This window comes from Cohnella boryungensis (assembly GCF_042651945.1).
GTDB classification, from domain to species: Bacteria; Bacillota; Bacilli; order Paenibacillales; family Paenibacillaceae; genus Cohnella; species Cohnella boryungensis.
The window spans coordinates 79126-97386 of the sequence record NZ_JBHSED010000058.1 but is presented as its reverse complement, the minus strand read 5'-3'; the positions used below and the strand labels follow the sequence as shown (position 1 = coordinate 97386).

The window sequence follows — 18261 nt, the reverse complement described above, 5'->3', positions numbered from 1 at the left end:
CCCTCCATGACCGCGCTTACAATTCAAGAATAGCAAAGATTTCAGCCCGTTTATTTTCACATTTTTCCGTTTGTTTGCACGTTTTTCCGATTCCGAATCGGTATCCGCAAAGTTACGACTGTTCCCCTGCCTGGAAAAGAGGAAATAGTGAGACCATAAGGCGGACCGTACTGAAGGACTAATCTGGCTTGCACGTTGGAAAGCCCGACCGTTCCGTCCATTTCGTTATCCGGTTCATTGATATTCCCGGCTCTGAGAATGCTCTCTTGAATCAAGCGCAGACGATCTTGTTCGATTCCCCGCCCGTTATCCACTACCTCAATGAAAAGATCCTCTTCAATGTTGTATGCGCTTATGATAATCGTAGCGTCCCCGTTATTTTCCTCGACGGCATATTTGACAGCATTCTCTACGATAGGCTGCAGTGATAGCTTGACCAGACTTACGTCAAGGTATTTGTCCGAAACATAATTGCGGCTAATAAAATTATTGTTGAAGCGAATACGAATAATCTCCAGATATTCGTTCAAATGCTCAAGCTCATTGCGGAGCGGGACTTCAATACGATCCAGCTTGGTCGTATAACGAAAGAAGGATGCCAGATTACCGACCATCCGCTCAATCTTCGGAACCTCTTCCAGAAAAGCGATGCTCTTGATGATATCCAGCGAATTATATAGAAAATGAGGATTGATCTGATTTTGCAACGCTTTGATGGTAGCATCCTTCTGTCTTAATTCGAGGTGCATCTCTCTGATCTGGAACCGATAAACTCTGTCGATCAGCTCGTTCAAGGTCATCAGCATGTGGGAAAAGTTGTTGCTGAGCATCTGGAACTCGTCGCGGCTCTGACGTACATCTACCTTAACCGACAGATCGCCTCGCCGAACTTGTCGCATATTCTGATTTAATCTCATAATCGGAGACAGCAGCGCTTTGGTCAGCATGGGGACGATGAGCAGCACAAACAGCAACAGGAAAGAAACGACTATAATAATTGAATTTCGTGCGACCTTCAGGCCGGTCGCCATTTCCTCAAGCGGCACAACCGCCACAACTCTCCACTTGGTGAACGCGGAATCCGTGTACGTCGTTAAATATGCGGTTTTACCGACGTGCTCAATTGTATTTGCCTTGGCGACTGCAAACGGAGACAACGAAGAGCTCTCAATACGAGTGCCGATCATAGAAGGATCGGGATGAAAGACGATAACGCCGCTCTGGTCCAAAATAAAGAAATATCCGGTTTCCCCGATACGCGTTCGCCCCATAATATCGCTTATTCGGGCAGTGGTCACATTCAGAATCAGGTGCCCGGCGACCTCCACGTTCTTCGTGCTGTAGATGGGAACGACGAACGGTACGACGGGTATTCGGCTTAGCCTGGCTCTCTCCATCGGCAATAAGGAAGGCTGCTGACCGGTATATAGGTCCTTTGTCCACTGTTTCCTATAGACGGCCGCATCTCCCTCGCCTCGCGAAGATACGGCTGCGCCTGAATTGGAGACCATGACCATGCTCTCCACTTCGGAGTAGCTGAGCGTCATTTGCCTTTTGAACAAATTCTCAAGCTCCAGCCGGGCGCCGGCCGACCTTTCTATTCGGCCCGTAAGCCAATCCTGAATAATAAAGGATTCGGAGCTGCGGGAGAATTGCTCATCTCCCGCTCGGCGAAGCGATCCGGCCGCCATCGCGTAGGTCGTGTTGGCAAGATTATTGAAATATTGGTCCAATTGATTGTTCAAGCTGGCCGATGCTCCGCTCGCAAGCTTGTAAAAATCCTGGCTCGTCGCCCGTGTGTAATAATAATGAGCTGAAAGCGCTATCGTAAAAACCCCCGTCAAACTCACCAATAAAAATACGATAACCATCTTTTGATTTACGGAGAAAAAGTGGTAGATGGAAAATTTGTTTTTCATGAGCCGATCCTCTTTTTATATTCGCTTGGAGGCATGCCCGTCGCGTTCTTGAAGACACGTACAAAATACGATTGGGTGCTGAAGCCCGTTTCCTCGGCAATCTCGTACGCCTTGAGCGAAGTGTCCCGAAGCAATTCCTTTGCTTTGTTGATTCGAACTTCCTGAATATACTGAACAAGCGTTTTACCGGCGTATTTCTTGAACCAGAGACTGAAATGGGAGATGCTCATATTCGTCAGCTTGGCCATCTGCGTCAGTGAAAGATCCTTCCTGTAGTTCACATGAATATAATCGCATGCCTTCTTCATCGAGAGGTGGTGATTTTCCTTGTCATAATCGTTTTTTCGAAGCACCCATTCCTCCAGCAATCCTTGCAGGCGTTGCTTCACGGAATCGTCTTCGCTCGACAGCTCAATCGCCGGACCAGGGGCAAGCGGCGATTGCATATCCCGCAGCGAGGCGGTAATTTTGTGCTCGAACAGACGCAACAAATTCAACTTGGTCGGCCCGTCATAACGCGGCATTAGCAGCACCCGCTCGAACAATTCGAGCGACTTCCGGTAAAACCGCGCCGTGTCTTCCGGATCAAACCGATCCAGCAGGTTCTGAAAGGTCACCAAAATCTGGTTCAGCTCGCCTTTCTCGCTAAACCGCTCCCCCGACTGTCTCAGCGCTTCGTGAAGCTGATCCATCTGTACGGGCTTCAGCAAATACTCCGACACTCCGAAGCGGATCGCGCGCTGGGCGTATTCAAATTTGTCATACCCGCTTAAAATGATAAAGGTCATCGGTACCCGATGAGCCATGATCTTCTCTATTAAAGCCAACCCGTCCAGCTTAGGCATCATCACGTCCGTAATCAAGATTGCAGGCCACACCTCCTGAATCAGAGCCCAGGCCTCTTCGCCGTTTCGAGCCTCGCCGGCGACGGTAAAATCCCCGCCGATTCTTCCGATCATCTCGACCACTGATTGCCTAATCCATTGCTCATCCTCCGCAACCAATACCTGAAGCATGTTCACCCTCCGCTACTTCAAATCATTCTCAGCTTAAAAACCGAGAAAAGCCGAATAGACCGGTAATGTTTTTCAGATCACCGATCCCCCGACATATAGCTTATCCAACGCTTTGACTATAGTCCGCCGTGAGGCTGAATGCTCCCCCACCCGAAACCGATAGTCTGATGATGCGGATTCAAGGCACCGTTACTTCGAATTGCTCCAGAAGAATGGCGACAAGCGATACAGGCAACCCGACGACGTTAAAATAATCCCCTTCTATGGCTTCCACCAGCAAAGCGCCGATTTCTTGGATCCCGTATGCGCCGGCTTTGTCCATAGGCTCGCCTGTGGCTACGTAACGGGAAATCTGAGCCTCGGACAACGGTCTCATGCGGACTTTCGTCACGCGATGAGAGGTGACCGAACGGCTGTCCGACGCCCTTACGCAGGAAACGCCGGTATACACCTCGTGGGCCTTTCCGGAAAGCTGGCTCAGCATATGGAAGGCATCCTGTTCATCCCTAGGCTTCCCCATGATGACGTCGTCCAATACGACAATCGTATCGCTCCCTATAATAATAGACGAATCTGACGGTATATCGGCTTTCATTTCTTGCTGAACGGCTAACGCTTTACGCAAGGAAAGCTCCTCCACGATCTGCCGGGGAGTCCAATCCTCCGGCGTCTCCTCGGAAGCGCCGCTCGGCATGACCGTAACGGGAAGGCCCAGCAAGGCAATAAGTTCTTTTCTGCGGGGGGATGAAGAAGCCAGCACAAGCTCCGGCTTGATCGACTTGTCCGATGACATGCGTTAATTCTTCCTTTCGCCTTACATTTTGCGGTATAGCCAGATCGCGACGACCGCTCCGATAATGCTGAGCAGACTTAAGCGAATATCGATATTCATGCTGAACTTGACGACCGACAAATCTGCCGCCGGCGACCAGCTCACAGAGAGCGCGCGAGTCAAAAAGGCAAGTCCCGGGACCTCCTGCAGCCAGTTCGCCAACAACGCTCCCGCCAGCAGTCCCAGAAAGAGAAACAAGAGCAGAATCCATCCGTTTTTCTTCATTTTCCCTCGTCTCCCACCGTTTTTTGACACCCGTCTTCTCATTATACGTTCCCCGTACAAGTCAGACAACGGATAATGCAAAAGACAGCCTGAGCAACGCAGGCTGTCCCAAATGATAATCCCGATTACATATGCACCTCTGAACCCCGCGGCTCGCTGGACTTCATCCCTGCAGCGCCTGTCTTATATGGTGCTGGGCGAGCAGGGCTTTCATCGCTTGCGACTGGACCTCCCGGAGCGATTGGCTTGACGGACGGTCATTAAAATCCGTTAATGAAGCCGTTGCCGAATTCAACGCTTCAACGACGACTGCGACTTGATCTGCGATCGGTTCCCCCGCCTTGTCCGCAAAAGCAGCCGCAGCCTCCCATTGCTGACGCGTTTTCGTAAACTGTGTCCACTGCTTCTCTGTTATGCGGCCGGGCGCGCTTTCCTGAAGTCCGGCCTCCGAGATGCGAACAAGCTCTCCGATCAGCGCATCGCCAGCCCTCAGCAGCTCCGCCCCCTGACTCGATAACAGGTCGGGTGCAACCTTAAGGCGCTCGTTGTCCAGCGGTTTGATATACACTTCAATATCCGGCATTGCCGCAGCCAATCTCTCGGCCTCGTCCTTGGAGGAGGCTGCAGCGGCATATACGCGATAACCTCCCTCGGTATCCGTTGCCGAAGCGTAGCCTTGGTCCTGCAACTGACCGACGGCGACCTTCATGCTGTCCGCCCCCTGGAACACTCCGTATTGCAGCAAATAGTAACGCTCCGCAGGCAGCTCCTGCAGCGCTGATGCCGGAACGTTGCCGCCGCTCGGCAAGGCCTCTTCGGAACCGGAGGCATTCTCATCCACCGGGGTTTGTCGGCCTGCGGCTGGGGCTGCTGTCGGTGAAGCTGCTTTCCCGGCCTGCCCTGCCTCAGGCAATTGCACTGACGGGTCGGTCTTTCCCGGGAAGAGAGACTCGCCCGTAAACAGACCCAGCACGATATAGCCGAACAATATGCCCGTCGCAACGGCTCCGCCAACCGACAGGAGCACCCTGCCCCAAGAGGGACCCGTCCCGTTCTCGCGATAATTTTTCGTCTCTATGGCCTCATACCAGCCGTTGCTTCCCCGCTCCGCTTCGCTTTCGACCGTCCGGCTATTTTCCGTACCTTGGGCGCTTATCAGCTCTCCTACGGACAGCTCTCGCTTACCCGAATCAAACGGCAGCCTGTCCGAACGCAACGAAGCGTCTGCTCCCTTCGAGAAGGGGATCGGCTTATTAGCATCTGTCGTGCGGATAATCTCCTCCAGCGCTCGAATGTCGTCCTGATACGGACTGTCCCACGTCGTGAAAGCCGCCGGATCGGAGCTCTCCGGCTTCGGCGGCGACAACTGTCCGGTGCTGGCCGCGGAATCTCTCTCCCGGGGCTGCTCGGCCGGTCGCAGCGGGCTCGTCTTGTTCGGCGGATCGAAGCGGATGGTCATTCTGGCTTTGGATGTCATATTCGTCGTCTCCTCTTGTTCCGTAATCTATGAAATAGAATATGAGAGAAGAGAGATAAATATGAGTGTCCTTCGACGGAAGCGGTCCGTCGCCATAAATGACCGACGATGCTTTATTAAGCTGACAGGCAGATTAATTGAACAAGGCTTATTGAACGTACCTGTCAAACGTCTGAGAAAATGTTACCTTAACTCGTCCGAGAAAATGTCATCTTCAAGCGGTGCCGAGGCGACTCACCAGAGCTCATCGACATAGCAATTATGTTGAGAATACAGGACGCCATGGGAATTGCCTTTGCTTGTGGTATGCTGGATACCTGCTCCGTGCTGGCCGTTAGTTCCACTTTGCAAAACTATTCTGCTCATCACCTGCTCCGTCTGGTCGTTAGTTCGACTTTGCAGCACTATTCCTCTCCTCACCTGCTCCGTGCAAACTCTGACTATGAGGAATTCATGTTTTCCCAACACATAATCGCTCGGGTCGAGTGCGGATGCTCCTTCCGTATTCGTCCTATGTCCACTCATGATCTTCTCCACCACGACAGCCTTCTTCATCTCTGCTCTGCTCTGCTCTGCTCAATGTCAATGTTTCCTGGCTCATGGTGTCCTAATCTTAGAACAGCCATAGGGTGAAATGATCACAGCACAATGACAAATCAGCCGGGCATGGCTTATTGGACGTACCTTGACAATTTATATTGGATGAGATAGGATTTTCTTAAATGACAGTCAGTGCTGACAGCCAAAAAAGCGAGGAGAGCATATGAGCAGCAACATAATTTTGAGCAACAATGATAAATTGCTATTAGCGGCTATCGATCTAATCGCTGAAAAAGGTTACAAAGGCGTAACTACTCTGGAGATTGCTGCCGCGGCCGGATTGAGCGAAAAAACGCTGTTTCGTCACTTCGGAAGTAAACAAAACCTTCTCGAAACTGCATTTGAACGTTTTCATTATACCGAAGAAATGACAAAACTTTTTAACGAGAAGCTCGTATGGGATTTGGAAACAGACTTGCTCCTGATCAGCCGAACCTATCATGAAATTATGAATCGCAACAGAAAAATGATTATGATCAGTATTAAGGAAGAAGACAATTTGCCTGGGTTTAGAGAAAGAAAAAAGAAGCCTCCCCAACAACTATTTGAGTTTTTAACGAACTATTTCACGGTTATGTCCAAGGAAGGAAAATTGATTACAACGAATCCAGATGTGCTGGCGTTTTCGTTCATGGCGATGAATTATGGGGCATTTCTAAACAATTTAGAAAGCGGGACTAGCTTTGCAACCGTGTCACTGGAGACATTTATAATGGAAAGTGTACAGACATTTACTAGGGCTTTAATCCCCTAGTTTTTTTCTCGGCCAGTGTGACAGTCTGTACTGACAGTCATTCATAAATCAGTTGTTTGATAGAAGATTGGCAGATTAGCTAGCTACTTAGAATCGAGGGAATGAAATGCAAGCAAACCATAGAACTCAACAGAATACCGGCGAGCTGCTAATGCGCGTTCTGGTCTTTACCCTTATTATCTCCGTCATGAGTGCAACGATGTTCAATATTGCGCTTCCGGTTATCAGCAAACAGTTTCAACTCTCGCCATCGCAAGTGAGCTGGGTCATCACCGGCTATATGATTGTCTATGCGATTGGCACAGTCACTTTCGGGAAACTGACAGACAAATACAGGTTAAAAGATTTGCTGACGTTTGGTCTCTTGGTCTTTGCTTTAGGTTCCGTTGTAGGCTTAGCGGCTACCGAGTATTGGATGATTATAGCGGCACGTATTATACAGGCCGGAGGTGCAGCAGTCATTCCTGCGTTAGCAATGATTATACCGGTTCGTTACTTTTCACCTGAGAAACGCGGTCGTGCATTAGGTACTTCCGCAATCGGGCTGGCACTTGGTACAGCACTTGGCCCAATTATTGCGGGAATCGTGACCAGCGCCTTGAACTGGCAAGTTCTTTTTGCGATTCCCTTGCTGTCGCTGTTTACATTGCCTTTTTATCGTAAATATTTGGATGATGAGAAAGGGGACGCTGGCAAAATCGATTTTATCGGTGGGGGGCTTTTAGCAGGAACAGTAGCAGCCCTGTTGTTGGCATTAACAAAAGGGGATATCTGGATTCTAGCGGTTGGAGTTGTGTTATTAATTTTATTCGTTTTACGTATTTGCAAAGCTAAAGATCCTTTTGTAAGACCGGATCTATTTCATAATAAACAATATTCACTTGGTCTTGTTATTACATTCGTAATAACCGCAATAGGTTTCGGTATTCCATACATTGCGCCGCAGCTACTCTCAGTAGTCAACCATATGTCACCGGCTTTAACGGGAATCATTATGCTGCCGTCAGCTCTTGTGACCGCATTTTTGGGACGCAAAGGTGGAGAGCTAGCCGATGAAAAAGGGAATTCGATTCTATTGTATACGGCGTCAACGCTTCTTTTTGTTGGATTTATGTTTTTGTCTTCAGTCGTTGGCCTTTCATCAGTCTTTATTGCGATCTTTCTTATTTTCGGTGTCCTCGGACAATCATTCATGCAGATTGCCATGTCAAACAACATTTCACAATCGCTGCCTAAGGAGCAAACAGGAATTGGAATGGGCTTTTTCTCAATGCTCAATTTCATTTCTGCTGCTGCATCTACAGCTGCAATCGGCAAAGTACTTGACTTCAGTACAACGACAATTCGATTAAATCCAATACCTCAGAATAGTGTTGCTTTCATATACAGTAACATTTTTCTGGTGCTTGCCATTCTAGTCGTTGCGATAACCGTCGTTTATTATGTGCAATTTGGGCGCACAGTCAGAACGAATTCTCCGGAGGCTGAATTATAACGGGAAACGTTAGTTGAATGATAACAGCGGCGGACCAAGACTTTGTTTATCAAGTCTTGGTCCGCCGCTGCTTCAACCTTTGGCCCAACTTATTCGGCTTCGCGTTCCCGAAGCAGCTTCGCCAGCTCGACGGCCGCTTTCCAGATATCGCCCGCTCCCATCGTCAGCACGAGGTCTCCGGGAGCCAGCCGCTCCGCGAGCAGCGCCGTGACCTCTTCCTTCGTTGGAATGTAGGAGACGTTGGCGTTGCTGTTCTGCGCAATCAATTCAACCAGCCTCCGCGAATTGACGCCTTCGATCCTCTGCTCGCCCGCAGGCGAATAGATATCGGTAATCATCACTTCGTCCGCATCCGCGAATGCCCGGCTGAACGCGTCCAGCAAAAAAAAGGTTCTCGTATATCTCTGCGGCTGAAATACCGCCACAATCCGTTTACCCGTCGCTTTCGCCGCTTGAATCGTCGCCTGAATCTCCGTGGGATGATGAGCATAATCGTCGATTACGAGCATGTCCTTTATCTCGCCCAGCACATGGAACCTGCGCTTGGCTCCCCGGAACTCGTGAATCGCTTGCGCGATCTCCGCGAACGGAACGCCCGCCTCTAAGCATACGACTACGGTAGCCAGCGCATTGGACACGTTATGCCGTCCCGGAACCGACAGCTTTACCTGTCCCAGCCGCTCGCTGCGGTGACTGACCGTAAAGGTGACGCAGCGGTCGCCAAGCTCCAGCTCGGTCGCTCTGTATTCCGCCTCTTCAGACTCCAGACCGTAAGTAATGATCCTCTTGTCCTGAACTCGGGGAAGCAGCTCGCGAATGTTCTCGTCATCCGCGCACACCACGGCGCAGCCCTCCGGTCGAACGTTGCGAAGGAAAGAGACGTATGCCTCCTTCAGCTTGTTGAAGTCCCCATCATAGTTTTCCAGATGATCCGCTTCGATGTTCGTTACAACGCCGACCGCAGAATGGTACTGCAGGAAAGATCCGTCGCTCTCGTCCGCTTCCGCGACAACGAAGCGGCCTTTCCCGGCCTTCGCGTTCGTCCCTACGTTCACGATCTCTCCCCCGATAATATACGTCGGATCGAGACCGCAGCTTTCCATGACAAGCGCGATCATCGAGGATGTCGTCGTCTTGCCGTGGGCGCCCGCCACCGCTACGCCCAAGCGGTCGTTCAGAAGCCGAGCCAGCATCTCGGCCCGGTGCAGCACCGGAATGTTGAGCTGCTCCGCTTCCTGACGCTCGACGTTGTCCTTGGAAAGCGCCGTCGAATACACGACGAGATCGGCTCCCCGGACATGTCCCGGCTCATGGCCGATATAGATTTGCGCTCCTTTGGCCGCCAGTTTGTCAGTCAATTCCTGACGGGCCACGTCGGAACCGGATACCTGATACCCCATCTCCAGCATTACCCGGGCGATGGCGCTCATTCCGTAACCTCCGATACCGATAAAATGCACATGTTCAGCGGTTCGCAACAACGCTTCACCAGCCTTTTTCAGATTTCGTTCCATGAAGCAGCCACGAACGGACATCGGCGATTAAATACAGCGTACCGGTAACGACGTTAAGCGTGTTGCCGTCTTCTCCGGAAGACGGGGACGCTTGAAGCAGCCGATCCAAAGCGCGGCGCCAATCCGGCTCCACCACGATATTCAGAGGCCGTCCAAGCTCGGATCGCAGCCCCTCCGCGACCGAGGCCAGGTCGGCGGCGTTCATCTTTTTATGAAAGTCGGGTTCCGTAATCACAAGCGTATCCACCAATGGTAGTATATGCCGCAAGGATTGCTCATGATTCTTGTTCGGCATCATCGCCATCATGAGATTTAACCGATCATAGGAATAAATATCCCGCAACGCACGGCTCAATGCTTCCATGCCTTCCGGATTATGCGCTCCGTCAATTACGATACGCGGTCGATCCGACACCCGCTCGAGCCGTCCCGGCCATGTCGCGTTGCGCAGGCCGTTCAGCAGATGCTCGTCGTCAACGAGAAGGGCGTAATATTGCCTTAGCACCTCCAGCGTCATGATCGCCGTCGCCGCATTCGCGATCTGGTGCTCCCCGTTTAAGGTGATCGTTAACGATTGTAGAACGCGGAAGGGTCCTTGAAAAGAAAAATTTTGCTCATTTTCCGCGATCGACAGCGACTGATACGAGAACGCGCCGCCCAATCGATAAAGCGTCGCACGACGTCTGCGCGCCGTCTCTTCCATAATCTCGACGATTTCGGGCTGGCTGACGGCGGTAACGACCGGGACGCCCGATTTGATAATGCCCGCCTTCTCCCTGGCGATATCCGCCAGCGTCGGACCGAGCACGTCCATATGGTCATGACCGACGTTCGTAATGACGCTGATGACGGGAGTAACGATGTTCGTCACGTCCAGACGTCCGCCCAGACCGGTCTCCCATACGACGAAATCTGGGAACGACACCGTGCCGTAGTAGAGCAAAGCCAGTGCCGTCGTCACCTCAAACATCGTCGGAGAACCCCATTCCGACTGCGCAAGCACATCGGCAGCCGGCTTCAGCCGGTTGGTCAGCTGCACCAGATGCTCGTCGGAGATATCCTGCCCGTTATACTGGAGACGATTGGAATAGGAGGTCAGGTATGGCGACGTAAAGGTGCCGACATCATAACCGCATTCCAGCAGCACGCTCGTCAGATAGGCGCATACCGAGCCCTTGCCGTTCGTGCCTGCCACATGAATGAATTTTAATCTGCGCTCGGGATGGTTGAACGTCTCCATCAGCTTCCCGATCCGGTCCAAGCCGGGCCGAATGCCGAACGAAGTCAGTCCCGTTATCCAGGCCATCGCCTCATCGGCGGTCCGGAAGACGTCCGGTGCGCCGGGAGTTTCCTGTGTCATATTGCCGCTCTGCCTCCCGTCACCCTTGTAGCTCCGCGATTCTGGCAAGAACCTTGTTCCGCTTGTCGCGATAGTCCTCGCCCTTGGCGCGCTCCTGCTCCACCACGTGGGCCGGCGCCTTGGCGAGATAGCCCTCGTTCGAAAGCTTCTTCTCGACCCGGTCCACTTCCGCGTTCAAGCCGTCCAATTCCTTGTTTAGCCGCGCGATTTCCTGCGCGATATCGATCAAGCCCGCCAGCGGCAAATACATCTCCGCCCCCGTCACGATCGCCGTCATCGCCTTCTCCGGCGGCGTAAGCGCACGGTCAAGCGTATATGTCGACGTATTGCAGAAGCGTTGAATGTAAATTTCGTTGCGCGAGAAAATCGCTTCCTCCGTCTCGCCTGTCGGCTTAAGCAGCAGCTCGACTTTTTTGCCTGGCGACACGTTGACCTCAGCGCGAATGTTGCGCACCGCGCGGATCGCTTCCATGAGCAGCTCCATCTCTTTGACCGAGCCTGCCGCTTCGAATTCAGGGCGATATTCCGGCCATTGGGCCAGCATAATCGTCTCTCCCGGCTCGTGCGGCAAGTGCTGCCAGATTTCCTCGGACAGGTAAGGCATGAACGGATGCAGCAGGCGAAGGGTGCGATCAAGCACATAGGCCAGAACGGACTGCGTGCTGCGCTTGGCGGTTGCATTGTCGCCATAGAGCGTCAGCTTGGCGAACTCGATGTACCAGTCGCACAGATCGTCCCAAATAAAGTTGTAGAGCAGACGGCCGGTTTCCCCGAATTCATAGCTTTCCATCAGTCGGGTAATGTCTCTGGCCGTGTCGTTCAGACGATGCAGAATCCAACGGTCAGCCGTCGACAGCTCTCCGCTCAGATCAATCTGGTCGTATGTGACGCCTTCGAGATTCATCAATGCGAATCGCGAGGCATTCCAAATTTTGTTCGCGAAGTTGCGCGCCTGCTCGACCTTCTCGAAGCGGAAGCGCAGATCCTGTCCGGGCGTGCTGCTTGTGGAGATCATGAAGCGCATCGCGTCCGCGCCGTACTTCTCGATCACCTCAAGGGGATCGACGCCGTTGCCGAGCGATTTGGACATTTTGCGGCCTTCGGCATCCCGAACGAGACCATGGATCAGGACATCCTTGAACGGAATCCGGTCGGTGAATTCAAGCGCCGTGAAAATCATCCGGGCAACCCAGAAATAGATAATATCGTAGCCCGTTACAAGCACGTCCGTCGGATAGTAGCGCTTGAAGTCTTCGCTGTCCTCCGGCCAGCCGAGCGTAGAGAACGGCCATAGACCCGAGCTGAACCACGTATCGAGCACGTCGTTGTCTTGCTTCCAGGGCGAATCCGGCTGATCCGCTCCTTCCGGAGCCTCCATACCGACATAAATCTCGCCTGTCGTCTCGTGGTGCCAGGCCGGAATGCGGTGGCCCCACCAGAGCTGCCGGGAAATGCACCAGTCGCGCACGTTCTCGATCCAGTGCAGATAGATTTTCTCGAAGCGATCCGGCACGAAATTCACGCCCTGGCCGGACCGTTGGGATTCGATCGCTTTTTCAGCCAGCGGCTTCATGTTCACGAACCATTGCGTAGACAAGTACGGCTCGACGACAGCACCGGAGCGCTCGCTGTGGCCGACCTGATGAACGTGCTCCTCGATGCGAATGCAAACGCCTTGCTCCTGCAAGTCTTTGACGATCGCTTTGCGGCAGTCCGCCCGGTCCAGACCTTCGTAAGGGCCGGCGAACTCGTTCATCCGTCCGCCTTCGTCCATGACTGTAATCTGCGGCAGATCGTGCCTCGAACCGACCTCGAAGTCGTTCGGATCGTGCGCCGGGGTAATCTTCACCGCGCCGCTGCCGAATTCCTTCTCTACGTAAGCGTCCCCGATGATCGGAATTTCCCGGTTCACGATCGGAAGAAGAATCATCTTGCCGATGAGATGCTTGTAGCGTTCGTCTTCCGGATGAACCGCGACGGCGGTATCGCCCAGCATCGTCTCGGGGCGCGTCGTAGCGACCGTAATCGAGCCGCTCCCGTCAGCAAGCGGGTAACGGAGATGATAGAGACTTCCGTTAACCTCTTTATATTCAACCTCAATATCCGACAACGCCGTACGCGCGGCAGGGTCCCAGTTGATGATGCGCTTGCCCCGGTAGATCAGACCTTTGTCATACAGGCGGACGAATACTTCGCGCACGGCTTTCGACAAGCCCTCGTCGAGCGTGAACCGCTCGCGGGAGTAATCGAGACTGAGCCCCATTTTCGACCACTGGTCGCGAATCGTGCCCGCATACAGCTCCTTCCACTCCCATACCTTCTCCAGGAATGCTTCACGGCCCAGATCGTAGCGGCTTTTTCCCTCTTCGCGAAGCTTCTGCTCCACCTTGGTTTGCGTGGCAATGCCCGCATGGTCAGTCCCTGGCAGCCACAGCGCATCGTAGCCCTGCATCCGCTTAAAGCGAATGAGGATGTCCTGCAGGGTAAAATCCAGCGCATGGCCGATATGCAGCATGCCGGTCACATTAGGCGGAGGAATGACAATGGTGTATTTCGGAGCGTCCGGACGACGTCCCGCTTGAAAGTACCCGCTCTTCAGCCAATGGTCGTACCATTTGCGCTCTGCGCTGCTCGGGTCGTAGGTCGTCGGCATTTCGACGTTCGGGCTTTTGGTGGATTCGGACATGTGTGACACAACCTCCATTAAGACATCAATTCAGCTTCCGCTCAGCGCGGCTTTCCTCTAGAAGCGAGGCATAAAAAAACAAAAACCTCCCGTCGCAAAGGACGAAAGGTAAACTTCCGTGGTACCACCTTCGTTCCGTACGGCCAGTCTTCAGACCGCAACGGCACTCGACGCAAAGTAACGGTTGCAACCGTCCCGGACTACTCCCCGGCGATAGGGCCGGATTTCGATGCGGGAAACTCCAGGGCGACTCGCGGCAGCTCTTCCTGCGGAACCTCTCAGCGCTGCGCTCGCAGCGGCTCCGCTCTCTGAAGGACGGACTGTCCACTCTTCCCTATCCTTGTTATTGTTACTTATTTTACCCTCCCCCTCCAAGAGAGTCAATAAGCACGACGCGCTAAGCGGTAAGATTGCCGGACGATTGCTCCAGCGATTTGATCAGCTTGCGGATCAGGTCCGTCTCGGCTTCCTTCATCGCCAGCAAATGGTGCTCCACGAGGTCGAACAGATTGCGAACCCGCGCCGCGGCAAAAGGAGAGCTTTCTGTTTGCGCCATCGCATCCCGCAAATACAGATTGCGTATCGTCATCGCCATTCGCGCTACGCTTCTGGAGCTGGCGATCAGCTCGTCGGCTCCCGCGAGATGGCCTTCTCTTTTCATATAAATAAGCCTGTCCGCCATTGTTTTCTTATGCTCCCACAGCAGATGCAGCTGTCGGATATCCGCCCGTCCCTTCAGTCTGGGGTCCTCCCGGCGCACGCAATCGAAATACAGCAGCAGGCTGTCGTACACCTCTATGCCCAGCACGTCCTTGCCGGGATTGCGGTTAATCCTGTTCTCCTCCGTATCCCCGCGCAAGTAATCCTTCAATTGGCCGATCACGGCGCAGCGATCGAAGCGATACTCGTAATCCGGGTCGAGCTTGAACAGGAAGGTGCCTTGCTCCCCCGCTTCCCCGGTGCGGACCAGCTCCGCAACAGACGAGTACGCCCGGTCCAGATCGTCGAACGAAACCTTGTAATCGCCGTAAATCCCTCGTTTATCGAAGCCCTGGCAGTAGAAGTGCTTCCCGTAATCGTAGCCGTAGATTAGCAGATGATGCGGCAGGCGATAAGACTCGAACGCATGGCTTTGAGGAATCCACTGCTCGTCCAGGAAAACATCGGGGTAGTAGCCCGCCTCCAGAGCTTCCGCGCAAAAGGCCGACATCGACCTCAAGCCCAGCATCCCGAACACGTCGACGCCCAGCTTGCGATAGAGCAGGAACGGATTGTTGCCGTCGAACTCCTTGCGTCCGCCCCGGTAAAAATCCAAAAAGAATTCTTCCCCATTCTCGATGAAATGGCGGTTGCCGCTCAACTGAATAAAATTGCTGTAGAACCAGGGCAGCGTATGCGAGTACGCCGACGTGATGCCCAGCGTATGGGCCCAGCGCAGCAGACCGACAATGGGCGGCTTTCCGATTGGCAATTGAATCATTTCAGTTCACTCCTCGCACAGGAAGACGGTAACCTTATTTTAGCAAAAAGGACACTCCTCTTAGGGAGAAAATCCCCTTCGAAGGTGCCCTAATCCGACTACTGCCCCTGAAGGGAGCACGCATTATGGCCGCCCTCTCCGTCTGACAAGAGGGCCGGCCGCTCCTTACGCATATTAAGGAATATACAAAACCTGGCCTTCCGAAAGATAGGGCTCCTGAAGACGGTTGTACATCTGAAGCTCCCTCGACTGCAGGTTGTAGCGGTCCGCAATGAGATCCAGCGTCTCTTCCTTCTGGACGATGCACATGCGCACCTTCCGGAAGGAATGATCCTGCCTGCCGTTGCTTAAGAAGAGCCGCTTCCACTCCAGCTCGTCGCCGCTAGATGCCGAGCCCAGCGCCGCTTGACTTTCCTGCTGCGCCTTCTCCTCAGCCTGAGCGGCCTCCAGCATGCGCAGCTCCGCTTCCCGCTTAGCCCCTTTCTCGCCCAATTGAGCAAGCAGCCCAACCCCTGCCGGCGGCACGGCCTGTTCAACGGGATCGAGAGGCTTGCCGCCGAGCGCCACCCTGAACTCCGGGCGATCCTCCGTCGCCGGCTGACGAGCGTCCGGATCGGATGCCTCCCCGAGCTCTGCGTTCAATTCCCCCTCGTTCTGTCTGTCCTTGGACAAATCTCCCCACAGCGGCGCTTCTCCTGCTCCGGAATCCGGTTCCTGGGCTTCAAAGGCCGAAAGCTCCGGCTGGGGCGCTTCCGGCTCCTCTCGCCGCGTCTCCTCCAGATGCTGGAACATCGACAGCCAGCTGCTTTCCTTGGCTTCCTTGACGGTTTCATAGGCTAATGCCGCGTCGGTCTCCTGCTTCAGACCCCATTCGTCTTCTCTCTCCTGTTCGATCAAGGCTTCATCCAATAGAGCCTGCCCGCCCAAGAAGCCGTCGGACGCTAAGGCAGGCGCATCCTGCTGACCCGACTCGCTGCGGCTCTCCCCCGATATCGACTCCTCTTCCTGCGAATCCTTCTGCGCCTGATGCACGACCGTAAAGCTGTCGTCCCGCCACACCGGGCTTTGGGTCGCTTGCATTTCCAAGCCGCGCAGCGCCAGTACGCCCGTCACATTAAGCGAACGCGTACTAATCAAATCGACATCGAAATTGTCGATTTCGGCCGCCAGCTCTTCCACGCTTTGAATCCGGTTTAGAGGCAGCGAAATCTCTACCGGGATCCAATGCTCCAGTTGAGACAAGCCTCCATTTTCCTGGTTGCGGTATACTCCCGTCAGCAGCAAGTGTCCTCTCAGCAGTACTTGATCGTCTTGCGGCAGCGCCTGCATATGGGGGACCAATTCGATCTCTTCCAATTCCTCGATCGCGGCTACCTCTTCCGGCAGATGCACGCGCTCGTAAATATCGAATCGCAGCCCGTTTAACTGATCCGTCACGGCGGAAGTCCTCCTTTCGGCATAAGCGCCCGACTAATCTCAGCCGGGAGCCCTTACAATCTCTAATTATCTATATGCCGGGGTTGGGCGGGCATGACTGAAAATGAAAACAACCCCCCGCCTTTTTGGCAGGGGGTTGCGCAGGGCTGCGCGATTAAAGCTTGGCAAGCGCCAATCGATGCGCTTCAATGGTCTGATCGATATCTTCCTCCGTATGGACGGTGGATACGAACCAGCCCTCGTAGGGCGAAGGCGCGATGTTGACGCCATGATCCAGCAGCCTGCGGAACACAGTGCGGAACCGCTCGGAATCGGCGGTTTTGGCGCTCTCGTAATTGATGACATGCTTGTCGGTAAAAAACGGACAAACCATCGAGCCGACCCGATTGATTGTCATGGGCACCCCGTAGGTGCGGGCATTGTGCTCCAAGCCGGAGTGCAGGCGGGCGGACAAGCGCTCCAGCTGCTGGTAGGCTTGTTCGGTCATCAGCTTCAGCGTCGTATACCCGGCCGCCATGGCCAGCGGATTGCCCGACAGCGTCCCCGCCTGGTATATCGGGCCGACAGGCGCCATACGCTCCATAAGCTCTCTCTTGCCTCCGTAGGCGCCGACAGGAAGCCCCCCGCCGATAACCTTGCCCATACAGGTCAAGTCCGGCGTAACGCCGTACAAGCCCTGCGCGCAATTCATATGCACCCGGAATCCCGTCATGACCTCATCGAATATGAGCAGGCTTCCATATTGCAAGGTTACTTCCCGCAGTCCTTTCAGAAACCCGGGCAATGGCGGAACGACGCCCATGTTGCCCGCGATCGGCTCGACAATCACCGCCGCGATGTCTTCCCCGTAGTGCTCGAAAGCCAGCTTGACGGAGGCCAAGTCATTGTAGGGAACCGTTAACGTATGGGCGGCCACGCTTTCGGGAACGCCCGGACTGTCCGGAAGTCCTAATGTGGCAACACCCGATCCGGCTTTAATGAGCAAGCTGTCGGCGTGTCCGTGATAGGAGCCTTCGAACTTCAGGATTTTGCTTCTTCCGGTATAACCGCGAGCCAGGCGCAAGGCGCTCATCGTCGCTTCCGTGCCCGAATTGACCATCCGCACGACTTCGACGGAGGGCACCCGCTCGCAGACGAGCTCCGCCATCTGCGTCTCCAGCTCTGTCGGAGCGCCGAAGCTGGTTCCCTTCTCGGCCGTCCGCTTGATCGCTTCGACGACCTCCGGGTGCGCATGTCCCGCAATAAGCGGTCCCCAGGAAAGCACATAGTCAATGAAGGTCTGGCCGTCGATGTCGGTAATGCGGCTGCCTTGAGCCCGTTCGATGACGAGCGGCGTCAGCCCGACCGACTTGAAGGCCCGGACGGGACTGTTCACGCCGCCGGGAATTACGCGCTTGGCGCGCTCGAAGGCCGCCTTGGATTTCGAATCCGTGCGGGTTTGCTCTTTTTCGCTCATATTCGACACT

Annotated in this window: 13 protein-coding genes; 2 read left to right on the top strand and 11 right to left on the bottom strand. The window is 54.0% G+C overall.

Annotation, left to right across the window (positions count from 1 at the left end):
- Positions 1 to 56: 56 nt before the first annotated feature.
- The 5 genes from ACFO1S_RS22135 to ACFO1S_RS22115 form a co-directional block, all read right to left on the bottom strand.
- On the bottom strand, positions 57 to 1919 hold the full coding sequence (locus ACFO1S_RS22135; RefSeq protein WP_204601772.1) for a cache domain-containing sensor histidine kinase: 1863 nt from the start codon (positions 1917 to 1919) through the stop codon (positions 57 to 59).
- On the bottom strand, positions 1916 to 2935 hold the full coding sequence (locus ACFO1S_RS22130; RefSeq protein ID WP_204601773.1) for a response regulator transcription factor: 1020 nt from the start codon (positions 2933 to 2935) through the stop codon (positions 1916 to 1918). Before ACFO1S_RS22130 ends, ACFO1S_RS22135 begins: the two co-directional genes overlap by 4 nt.
- A gap of 178 nt (positions 2936 to 3113) precedes the next feature.
- Entirely contained in the window at positions 3114 to 3728 is a 615-nt protein-coding gene (locus ACFO1S_RS22125; protein WP_204601774.1) for a Maf family protein, read from the bottom strand.
- 21 nt (positions 3729 to 3749) lie between these two features.
- A complete protein-coding gene (locus ACFO1S_RS22120; protein WP_204601775.1) occupies positions 3750 to 3992 on the bottom strand; it encodes a DUF4321 domain-containing protein in 243 nt (80 codons plus the stop codon).
- Positions 3993 to 4155: 163 nt separating this feature from the next.
- On the bottom strand, positions 4156 to 5469 hold the full coding sequence (locus tag ACFO1S_RS22115; RefSeq protein WP_204601776.1) for an SPOR domain-containing protein: 1314 nt from the start codon (positions 5467 to 5469) through the stop codon (positions 4156 to 4158).
- A 763-nt stretch (positions 5470 to 6232) separates the two neighbouring features.
- Between ACFO1S_RS22115 and ACFO1S_RS22110 the strand changes: the two genes are divergently transcribed.
- Together ACFO1S_RS22110 and ACFO1S_RS22105 are read left to right on the top strand one after the other, a co-directional pair.
- Positions 6233 to 6823, top strand: a complete 591-nt coding sequence (locus ACFO1S_RS22110; protein WP_204601777.1) for a TetR/AcrR family transcriptional regulator — start codon at positions 6233 to 6235, stop codon at positions 6821 to 6823.
- A gap of 106 nt (positions 6824 to 6929) precedes the next feature.
- Positions 6930 to 8318: an MFS transporter gene (locus ACFO1S_RS22105; RefSeq protein ID WP_204601778.1), complete on the top strand. Its 1389-nt coding sequence runs from the start codon at positions 6930 to 6932 to the stop codon at positions 8316 to 8318.
- A gap of 89 nt (positions 8319 to 8407) precedes the next feature.
- Here the strand turns inward: ACFO1S_RS22105 and murC are convergent, their stop codons facing one another.
- The 6 genes from murC to hemL form a co-directional block, all read right to left on the bottom strand.
- Positions 8408 to 9832, bottom strand: coding sequence for a UDP-N-acetylmuramate--L-alanine ligase (murC, locus tag ACFO1S_RS22100; protein ID WP_378127592.1), 1425 nt, complete (start codon positions 9830 to 9832; stop codon positions 8408 to 8410).
- Entirely contained in the window at positions 9804 to 11192 is a 1389-nt protein-coding gene (locus ACFO1S_RS22095; protein WP_204601779.1) for a bifunctional folylpolyglutamate synthase/dihydrofolate synthase, read from the bottom strand. Before ACFO1S_RS22095 ends, murC begins: the two co-directional genes overlap by 29 nt.
- 19 nt (positions 11193 to 11211) lie before the next feature.
- Positions 11212 to 13878 (bottom strand): valine--tRNA ligase, encoded by a 2667-nt coding sequence (locus ACFO1S_RS22090; protein ID WP_204601780.1) that lies wholly within the window; start codon positions 13876 to 13878, stop codon positions 11212 to 11214.
- A 397-nt stretch (positions 13879 to 14275) separates the two neighbouring features.
- Positions 14276 to 15358 (bottom strand): hypothetical protein, encoded by a 1083-nt coding sequence (locus tag ACFO1S_RS22085; protein ID WP_204601781.1) that lies wholly within the window; start codon positions 15356 to 15358, stop codon positions 14276 to 14278.
- A 174-nt stretch (positions 15359 to 15532) separates the two neighbouring features.
- Positions 15533 to 16795 carry a LysM peptidoglycan-binding domain-containing protein gene (locus ACFO1S_RS22080; protein ID WP_204601782.1) on the bottom strand — a complete coding sequence of 421 codons (1263 nt, stop codon included), beginning with the start codon at positions 16793 to 16795 and terminating at the stop codon, positions 15533 to 15535.
- Between the two features lie 154 nt (positions 16796 to 16949).
- Complete coding sequence (hemL, locus tag ACFO1S_RS22075) at positions 16950 to 18251, bottom strand: glutamate-1-semialdehyde 2,1-aminomutase (protein WP_204601783.1); 1302 nt, start codon at positions 18249 to 18251, stop codon at positions 16950 to 16952.
- Between the last annotated feature and the right edge of the window lie 10 nt (positions 18252 to 18261).